The 10,847-nt window shown below is 32.7% G+C and carries 4 protein-coding genes and 1 pseudogene; all 5 read right to left on the bottom strand.

The genetic code is table 11. The features are described from left to right. Positions 1-204: pseudogene (locus ACJDUG_RS17580) on the bottom strand (hypothetical protein); the annotation flags it as partial. Between the two features lie 304 nt (positions 205-508). Then, a complete protein-coding gene (locus ACJDUG_RS17585; RefSeq protein ID WP_406771170.1) occupies positions 509-1,699 on the bottom strand; it encodes a YibE/F family protein in 1,191 nt (396 codons plus the stop codon). Between the two features lie 293 nt (positions 1,700-1,992). Next, on the bottom strand, positions 1,993-8,280 hold the full coding sequence (locus tag ACJDUG_RS17590) for a bacterial Ig-like domain-containing protein (RefSeq protein ID WP_406771171.1): 6,288 nt from the start codon (positions 8,278-8,280) through the stop codon (positions 1,993-1,995). Positions 8,281-8,348: 68 nt separating this feature from the next. Beyond that, positions 8,349-9,014, bottom strand: coding sequence for a phosphorylase family protein (locus ACJDUG_RS17595; RefSeq protein ID WP_406771172.1), 666 nt, complete (start codon positions 9,012-9,014; stop codon positions 8,349-8,351). A gap of 750 nt (positions 9,015-9,764) precedes the next feature. After that, positions 9,765-10,847, bottom strand: a 1,083-nt coding sequence (locus ACJDUG_RS17600; protein ID WP_406771173.1) for an Ig-like domain-containing protein, incomplete at its 5' end; no start/stop codon positions are given.

Here is a 10,847-nt window from a genome sequence, read left to right on the forward strand (position 1 = left end):
TGCTAGAACAGCACCTACTGGTAGTGGAGTTGCGTCAGAACTTAGAAGCTGTCCATGAAAATCTGTAATTTCTACTATGTCAAATACCTTGTCTCCTGTAGCTGCCTTAACTGCATTAATGTTCCCAATACCAGTTAGATTTGAAAAAATCATAGCAGCTGCCATAACCAAACTTAAAATCTTGGATTTTTTGGTTTTTAACATTGCGTTCCCTCCCCATTATTTTAAAATCGTTTTCACTATTAAGTTTTAAATGTTTTTCCGACTTGCCCCCTTTTACATTATAAAACCTTATGTGAAATATTACTAAGTATGTACTAATATTGCTTAGTAATAATATTTTACCACAAATCATAATTAACACTATAGAAATTTGTAAAAAAATATAGAATTTTCAGTTTTATTTTTAAAAACTTTTTAATTTAATAAATTTAAAAAAGGGTTGTGAGCACGTCCACAACCCTTTTTATCTTATTATGTCTAATTAAGGTCAGCCTTCTTCTTCCTTCTATGAATTCCTGCTTTTAGGTGACTTCTTAATCTTGTTTTTAAGATGCTTAGTTTCTGTGCTTCTTTCAATAAATAATACCGAAACTAAAGCTGTAAGTGGTACCGTAAGGATAATACCAATACTTCCAGCAATTCCTTGTATGATTTCTGTACATACAAGATCTAAATTAGAAACTTGTATATAAGACATATTTGCTGTTGCTATAATTATCAGTAGTGAAAATGAACTTCCTGCAAAGGCTAATATTAATGTATTTGACATCGTACCTATAATATCTTTCCCCATATTCATTCCAGAATTAAACAATTGTTTTTTATCTAATTTAGGATTTGCACTATGAATCTCAAATATAGCAGATGCTATAGATATACCAATATCCATAACGGCACCTAAGGAGGCAATAAGAATTACAGCATACATTAATCCTTTTAAATTAAATTTTGAAGTTTGGGCTATAGCTATCAAGTTTTCAGAGTATTCAGCTGTAAGACCAGTAAGGTGAGCAAAATGGCCGAAAACAAATGCAATTATTCCAGCTATAGTTAATCCAGAAATTGTACCAATAATTGCGGAATAAGTCTTACTATTAAAGCCACTTATAATTATAAGGCCAATAAATGTTATAAGGGCTGCAGATATTGTAGCTGAAATAACCGGGTCAAATCCAGAAAGAATACTTGGGAGCATAAAATAAAAGATTACAATAATCGAAAATATTATTGAAATAAGAGAGTTTAGTCCTTTTTTTCTTCCTACAAATATTAACAATGCAAAAAATATTGCAATTAGCCAATATACTACAGTATTTCGTTTATAGTTATACACTGATAAATTAGTAACTTTATTTTCTATAACATTAAAACCTACTATTACTTTCATTCCCACTTTTGTGCGCACGCTATAAAGCACGCTCATTGAATTATTAATATCAAATTGCTGGTGAGCATATTTTCCTGTAAGAATCTCCACTTTAATTTGCTGTTCACCAATATAAATATTATGTACTGTTGGATCTTTACTTATATCTTCTGAGGAAACCTCCAATACCTTGGCTACTTCATAGAACAAGGTTCTATCTCCGATATTAACTTCTTTTCTCGAACCAAATAACTTGCTGGATGTAGTAATTATAATAAGTGATAGAAAAGCCACGACCAAAATTGCCAACAAATCTCGATGCTTTTTCATTTGTTTCTTCCTCCATAAATCACAGTAATAATATGGAACTACCATATTTTCAAATAAGTATCAGCTTCATCATTAATTATAGCATAATAAAATGTTTTAATATATGAATATAACAAAGGTTGCTATATTCGTTTTCATACCCTACTTAATCAAATCATAATAACAACAAAAGACTTTGCTAGTAGCAAAGCCTTTTGCTGTTATAAACTACTTTTCAGAAGGAAAAACTTCCTTAATTGTTAATTAATCATTTACAATTGTAATTTTCCCTCTGTATTTCTTAATGAAATTTATTATTCATTAAATTTCTTTTTTCTTTTGCCATAGAGAAACATAACTACTCCTAAAGCAGAAATTAGCGCACCTAAGTCTACAACCATATTAAAGTCAATTGGTGAACCAGTTTGCGGAAGCTTTGAAGCATCAATAGCTGAGTTATCTATTACAATGTAATCACTACAGTGATCAGTTGTCAATACAATATAACCATCAGCATCTGTAGCCAATTTTGTTCCTACTACTTCATAAGTATTCTTGTCTGCAAAATATCTTAATACATTTACAGTTCTGTTAGCCCATTCCTTACCTATGAATATCTTTACATCTGCTTTTCCAGGTAATTTTCCTTCATAAGTAAATGAGAAGGAAGCAATAGCAACATCTTTGCCTACTATATCCTTTGCCTTAGCTGTTTCTTTAGCCTTAAGATCAGAGCTAACTGTCTTTAATGATAAATCAATATCTTTAATTAATTCTGGCTTAATATTAAGTCCATTAAAGGTCCAAGTTATTCCATCCTTTTGGAAGATGACATTTTTATCTTTACCAGCTATAGCAGTAAATATTTCCTTGTCTGCAATTGTATTATTAGATATATCTACAATTGTAGTTGATTTTTCAGCTGCTGAATTTATAACTTCAACTACTTTTGCTTTATCATTAACAATTGGTTTTGTTGTATCAGTTGATCCACCTGTATTATCATTTGAAGCTACTACATTAACATTGAAAGTTGCTGTCTTACCGTCAACTGTTACTGTTACTGTTTTAGTACCTGCAGTGTTACTGTCAAATCCACTTATATTTGCAGATGTAATTGTAACAGGTGATTTTGATCCGTCATTATAAGTTCCTGTAACAACTAGTCCTGCAAGATCTAAGCTTTGTCCTACTACATATTGTGTTTTTGTAGGTTGACTTGTAACTGCTATACTATTTAAAGCTTTTGCTACTACAGTAACATTAAAGGTTGCTGTCTTACCGTCAACTGTTACTGTTACTGTTTTAGCACCTGCAGTATTACTGTCAAATCCACTTATATTTGCAGATGTAATAGTTACTGGTGAGGTTGTTCCATCATTATATGTTCCTGTAACAACTAATCCTGTTAGGTCTAAGCTTTGTCCTACTACATATTGTACTTTTGTTGGTTGAGTTGTAACTGTTATACTTGATAATGTTTTTTCGACTGCATCCGCAACTTTAACTATCTCAGCACGGTCTCTAACTCTAATTCTTGCGTGCATATCAGAATCACTAACCACCTCACCGATAGAAGCTAATCCGACAACAGATACAGTAGCACCGTCTTTAATAAATGGAAGTGCTGTTCCCTTTGTGATATATCCATTGATAAATACAATGGCAGGTCCAGTTCCATCATTAATTGTAAATTGATTTATAGTACCATCAGTATCTTTAAATATATTTGAAACAACGCCCTGTGTTTTAACTAAAAGTCCAGTATTGCTTGGAAGCATTGAATTCTTTGAAGAAAGATCAGCAGGTGCAATTTTATTAATGCCTTCATCTAAAATATTAAACTTGCTAACTGTTAACTCTACTTCACCTTGATAATGTGTAATTTTACCATAGAATCTTGCCTTTTGTCCTTCTTTTATGCCTGAAGCAACTGGGAATAAATTAATACCACCTGTTGAGTCTTGTGCATAAATACAGTCAAAGAAGCCTTTGTTTGTATCAGTATTTACACTTTGAGTATTAACATCACAAGTAGCAGTTCCTTCAATTACAACATCTGTTCCGTCAGGTAGATTTTTTGCATCAGCAATGTTTGTTATTTCTACTGGGTTAACGGTTTTATAAAGATTATCCATTATATTATAGTTTGAATATGGCAAAGTTCCTGAATTTTCCATTGTCACTTGTATTTCAAAGTTACTCATAAAGGAACCGCCAGCTACAACAACTAAAGAAGTTTTACCATTTGAATGAACTACAGTTTCAGAAGCTGCTAGTAATTTTTCTTCTGGGTTTGTTGCAACTTTACTATTTGGATTAACATATTTAGGAATGTAAAGACCAGCTGCATTATTCATTCCTTTATCTGTTTGAGTATTTGCGCCAAAGGCAACAAATGGGAAAGTTGGCTTTGAAGAACCATATCCAAAGTTATCTTTATCAGTTTCCGCAGAATAAGTAGTTGGGAAACCAAATACTAGTGGGCTTACTGATGATGGTAGTGTTGTTGTTCTTTCTCCAGTTATTGGATCAACTGCATAAATTGTAGATCCTGAATATTGACTATATGTTTGTCCAGAAACAACACCTTGCATCAATGGGTTTGACATATTAAACTCTGTTGGATATAATCTATATCCTTGTCCACCATTTGTATCATCGTCAATAACTTCGTCATCACCTTCACGTAAGGTAGAACCTACTGCTGATAAAACTTGATTTTGCAATTCAGCCATATTCATTTTTGGTGTATTTGCATCTGCATTATTAAGTTCAGCATAGTCAGCTATATCACCAATTACGAGAGTATTACCATTTTCAGAAAATGCTTTAAGTGCTGCAATTTCATCTGGTGAATAGTTTGTTGGAGTTGGCCATGCAGCAACAGTTTTCCTTGATGGTGCATTTAAAATAATCATTTTATATTTAGGATTGCTGCAAGCATTAATTAATTCTTGTGATGTATTAAGTTGTACCACTCTCACTTCATTTTTTGCTGCAAGAGTCATCATATTACCCATAGAATTAGGATAGCTTCCTCCACTCACGTACTCATTACCATGAGAGGCATCAAGTCCTACATATAAAACTTTATCACTATCTACAACTTTCATGGTGCTAGTAGCAGTATAAGTAGTATCTACCCCATTAACTGTAATAACAGCACTAATATTAACTGTTTTATCTCCTGATGTTGTTGGAGTATAACTAAATTCATGAGTAGCTGTTCCAAGTGCTGGAATGCTTGTACCAAGAGTATAACTTTGGTTAGCTGAAGTATCTCCATTTACAGTATATGATATTGATTTAAGAGTAGCAGCTGTACTCTCATTATTAAAGAATGTTGTTGTTAACTTCAATGCTTCATTAGTAACAGGCATTACTGAATTGTTAGCAACTGAAGTTATTCCAACCTTTGCAGCTGATCCAAGCCAAATTGGAGCTGTAACTGCATTAAAGCCTTGGTTGTCTGTAATTTTTACAAAATAATATCCAGCTTTAGGCGCTGTCATATTATAGGTGTAAGTAACATCACTACTACCAGCAGCATATGTTTGTTTATCTATAACTCTTCCACCGCCGCCTATTAATTGGATTGTAGCAATATTACTAGTTGCTGTAGCAGTATTTTTATTCTTAGCTGTTACTGTAATTTGTGCAGTTGCTGGAGCAGAATCTAAAATAGCACCCATGCTGTAAGTATTTGTACCATCACTTAAATGATAGGTAACATCTAGATCTCTATTTTCAGTTGCCCAAACGGAACGGTCACGCATAGCTTGGTAGATACCAGCCATTGTAAAATCATTTGTGTAAACAACTGTTGCACAAGTGTTAGATGTTCCCCAACCTTTTTTATGATTATCACCATTATTAGTTGGAGCTACGTGCCAGCCTTTATCTAAAGCTAAAATATATTGATCAATAGATGGGAAGTATCCGCCTGAACCAACAGCGCCTTCACCATTACCTACTTCTACAAGATTAATCTTATCATCTATCATAGGGTCATAATAAGCAAAATCTGAGAAGTTACCAAAAGTAGGACCAGGGTGATTAAATTGTGAAATTGAGCCTGGTGTATTTTTTAATAAATCATAATAAGCTTTCATACCAGCATCATTTGTTTTATTATTAAGTGCTGCATTGTTACGACTAACAAAACCTTGTGTATTAAAGGTATTTATATGTCCAGGTCCGCCTGACCAAGTCATTTCATAAGCATAATCACATAGGAAAGTTGATGTTGTTGCTTTAGCAGCTTCGTTTTTACCATTTAACCATTGCTGATTTGTAGTATTGTAAGTATTTAAATTTCCTATAGTTGCTACAGAATCTGTAGTAGGAGCCTTGTCATAGGAGTTTGAATGGTCAGTTAAAATAAAGAAATCGAATTTACCTTGATCTCTTGCATAAGCATCTGCTTCTGCTAAAGTTCCTTGACCATCAGAGTTTTCTGCAGTATGACCATGGATTGCACCATAGTAGTTCTTTTCACCGCCAACTGCTTTTTTAGCAGTATAATTTAAGGTTACAGGGTTACTGTCTAAATAATTAGCCAGTGTTGCCTTTGCAACTAATCTTACTGGGAAAGCAGAGGCATCTAGTGTAATAGGAGCTGTATATGTTTGATTAGCAGTTCCTACTAAAGTACCGTCACTATCAGAATAAGAATTTGCGTATAAAGAATAAACTATAGTTGCACCTGTAGTTTTTGAGGTTAGAGTTATTTGTGTTCCTGCAGCAATTGCTCCATTTTCAGGACTTGCATTTACAGCAGCAACTTGGCTCTGTACATAAGTAAAAGTCTGCATTGCAGTTGTATAAGTACCATCAGAAGCAGTAGCTGTTATAGTTGCTTTTCCGTCTTGGAATGCATCTATAGAAACATCTACTGAATTTCCTGTACTTGTTACTGAGGTGCCGCCATTTAAGCTATAGGTTACTTTTGCGCCAGGAGTTGGTGTAGAAAGTGTAACCTTGGAATTTAATGGAACTGCAGTATCAGAAGCTACGCTTGCAGTCATAAATTCAACAGTTGGTGTAGGAGCAGGTGCTAGATTGGCAGTATTTGTAGAAAGTAAATATGCTCCATTATATGGTGTACCACTGTTATAATTTACAATAACGCTATTTAAATCTACATAGCTGCCAGTTGTTCCTACAGAGGAAGCTATACCATTTGCCCTTAATATGCATTGTACACCTGCTTGGCTGATTGTGTGACTATAATTACTTGTAGTTGTTATTCCTGCAACATTATCTAATTTTACTGTATCAACAGAAACTAACATACCTTCATATGATCTGTCTGCAAGTTGACTAAGCATAATCTTAGAAGGTGTTGGTTTTACTGGGTTAGCATCACGTACAATAATAGTATCTGGAAGAATCTCCATTAAACCGTTATAAGGTGAGGCTTTGCCATAAACATATATTTCTTTACCAACATAAGAGGAAAGGTCTGTAATAGTAGTAGACTTATAAAGGCAAAGACCACTGCCAACCTTCATACCATCTTGAATATATAAAGTAGCATTTCCATTTAAGTAAGTACCAATTCCTTTTACCCATGCATAAGCACCAGTAGCAAGTTTTTTAGCATCTGCATTAGAGGTAATAGCTTGTTGATTAAAAGATGATATAGCTGTATCACTTGGTAAAAGTGTACCGGATTGAGCTACAGCTTTAACTACAAAGGGGCTTGTACCATTAAAGCCACCTTCAGAAAGTGCTGTAAAGGGAGCAGTGTATAATTTTGTAGAACCGACAACTGATGTCTTTGGTTCTGTGCCATCTGTAGTGTAATAAATCTGTGCATTTGAATCTGAACAAGATAAAGTTATTTGAGTTACATCTAATATTGCATTAGTAGTATCAGGTGTTATAGTAACTGCTGGTGTTGTAAAAGCTGGATCTTTTGTACCATACAGTTGAATGCCGTTAATATTATTTCCAATATTAGAACTTGAAGTTGTCAAAGTCCCTCCATTGGTTTGGGTTTCAGATGCTTTATTTACTCTAATATAGATTAAATCTTTATTTTCAGCAGCTGCTGGTAATTTCATTCCATAATTTTGCAGTTGCGCACTTGGATTCTTTACAGTAAATTGTGTCGAACTATTTAGATTTCCAAACACCTGCCAATTTGTACCATCTGTACTCCATTCTGTATTAAAATCTCGAGGACCTGATGCAGCGGAATACATAGTAAAATTAAATACTAAATTATTAAACCCTTTAGTTGATGTTGTAACAAGCCAATAACTTGGATTTTGAAATCCAGTATTTTTCAAAGAAGATGTTGAGTAAGAAAATCCAGTTTGTACTTTTGTAGGTGTCGTACCTTGGAATAACTGCAATAAAGTTGTGGCGTTGTTATAATAACCACTTGTAGCTGCAATATCTCCATTAGTAGTACTTGGTAAAGATCCAAAATTCCAAGTTGTGATATCAGTTTTATCCGTTGTTAGTTGTGGTGGATTCACTGTGTCATTAGTAGCCGTCGCCGCATGTACTGGCAAGGTTATTATCGTGTTTATAAGTAATAAACAGGATAACATTACGGCCATAAACCGTGACTTTTTTAGTTTTTTCATTTATAAACCTCCTTTTAAATTTATGAATATTGTAAACCCTTACTTCCAAATGAAATATAGTGCCTTTATTAAGCATTATATATTACGGTATTAAGTGCCAACAATACAGCCGAATGGCAGCCGCTTTGCCTAACCGCTTCATCTAATATTTCACTTGTTGCAAAGTTTTCACAAACATTAAGAATGGAAATAATTTCAATATCAGCATCATTATTATTAAGTTTATATAAAGCTGAAGTTGTAAAATCTAAAACATTTGCTTCTTGAGTTGCAGTATATCTTTTTTCTATAAAATAATTGTCATTAGTTGCTGTTATGCATTCTTTTGCAATAATATTATTTTTTTTCTTTATGATTTTTGTATACTGCTGTAATTTTTTAGATGCATAATAACATTGCGTATTCTCAAATGCTTTATTAATATAAGTAATTGTGCCAACAGTCAAGCTAGGATCACTTGTAATGCAATCACCTAAGTAAACAATTCGCTTAATAGGATTTCTTAGGTATAGCTCAGTAACATAAGCCATTGTTGAAGTAATTCCTATTCCGACTGACATAACAGTTAAAGGTATACCGTTGAATTCACCTTTAAGGCCAACTTGTCCTCGTATTTCGGAAAACATCTCTACCTTATCCAGATAATGAGCTGCTATCATTTTAACTCGGTAAGGGTCATCTGTAATTAAGCAGATACTTGGTAACTCAAATTTAAAGTTATCGATTAGCTTCATGTGCCTGCCCCTCTCTCCTTGAAAATTTATTACTAAACCAAAATTTACAAATATAATCATTATGAATCTAGAAATCATATAATGATTGTTACATAGTTAAAATAAAATAATACATAATTGTTTTATTTGACTATTAAAAATTCACCTATACCATACTATTCGGTAATATTATACATAACCTATATTATATGAATATTATTTTAACGTTAACTAAATTTTACAATCTAAAAGCTTCAAATATTTTTGCGTAAGCGCTTTCATTTTAGCTAATAATATAGCTTGCTTACCAATAAAAGGAGATAAATTTAAACGTATACATTAAATAATATAATATATTGCTTCACAAAATGTCTTACTATATCAAAAACGTTGAAAATTTGAGCCTTTAGATTCTCTATTATGTAATATGTTTATCTACTAATCAATTACCTTTAGAATTGCTAAGCATACTTTTCTTTAACATTATCTGCTAAACTATAGCAAAATTTGCTTAATTATTCATAACATTATAATTATTTATAAGTTGTAAAAATATAATACCAAATTAAGAAAATAAATACCATAGTTTTATTAATAAAATTTTAAATTTTTTTAAACTTTATTATTTTCTTAATAATAATTAATATGATGTTAACCCATAGATATTTTTTATTCACATGTACAAATATATTTTTACAAAAAAGAGGCTGCCACATTAGCACCATTTAAAACTGCTAATGTGGCAGCCTCTTTTTATTTTATTATATCTAATTAAGCATTAACCTTTTTCTTTTTTCTGTCATAAAGTATAACAGCTGCTCCTAATGCTGCAATTAATGCACCAAAGTCAACAACCATTGTAAAGTCTACTGGTGATCCAGTTTGAGGAAGCTTATCAGAAGAAATTGCTGAATTATCAATTGCGAAATAGTCACTGCAATGATCTGTTGTAAATATTATATATCCATTAGTATCTACAGCTACATCCTTCTGTGCAACTTCATAAGTGTTCTTATCTGCAAAGTATCTTAATACATTTATAGTTCTATTAGCCCATTCCTTGCCTATAAATATTTTAATATCAGTCTTTCCTGGTAGTTTACCTTCATAATTAAAGGAGAAGGAGACAATAGCAACATCTTTTCCTACTATAGCCTTAGCCTTTGCAGCTTCCTTAGCTTTTAGCTCAGCACTAACGGTCTTTAAAGATAAATCTATGTCTTTTATTAGCTCTGGCTTAATATTAAGTCCATTAAAGGTCCAAGTTACTCCATCCTTCTGGAAGGTTATAGTTTTATCCTTACCAGCTATTGCTGTAAATACATCTTTTGATACTACTGAATTATTTGTAATATCTACAATAGTAGTAGATTTATCTGCTGCTGCTTTTACTGCATCAACTACTCTTGAAGTTTCATTAACAATTGGTGTAGTTGGTTCAGTTGGTACTACAGCTGAATTAACCTTAACGTCACAGGTTGCTTTTACAGAACCTACAGCTGCTGCTATAGTTACATTTCCTGCTTTTACAGCTGTAACTGCTCCATCTTTTACTGTTGCTATAGTTTCATCACTAGATGTCCAAGTTATATTCTTATTAGTAGCATTTTCAGGTAATACAGTTGCAGTTAAAGCTTCAGTTTTTCCTACTTCTAAATTTAATGTTGTTTTATTTAAGGTTATTCCTGTTGCATCTACTTGCTGAACAATTGGTGTAGCACTAATCTTCCAGTTATTTGAGTTAGTTGGTGAAATTGTACCATTGTCCTCAACGTATTTAAACATCATATTTCTTACTTGTCCATCATCTCCAAGAGCCTTAGCTGAATCATAGTAGGTAGCAGCAATAGTTGC

The sequence above is a fragment of the Candidatus Clostridium stratigraminis genome, assembly GCF_045310675.1.
Lineage (GTDB): Bacteria > Bacillota > Clostridia > Clostridiales > Clostridiaceae > Clostridium_AT > Clostridium_AT stratigraminis.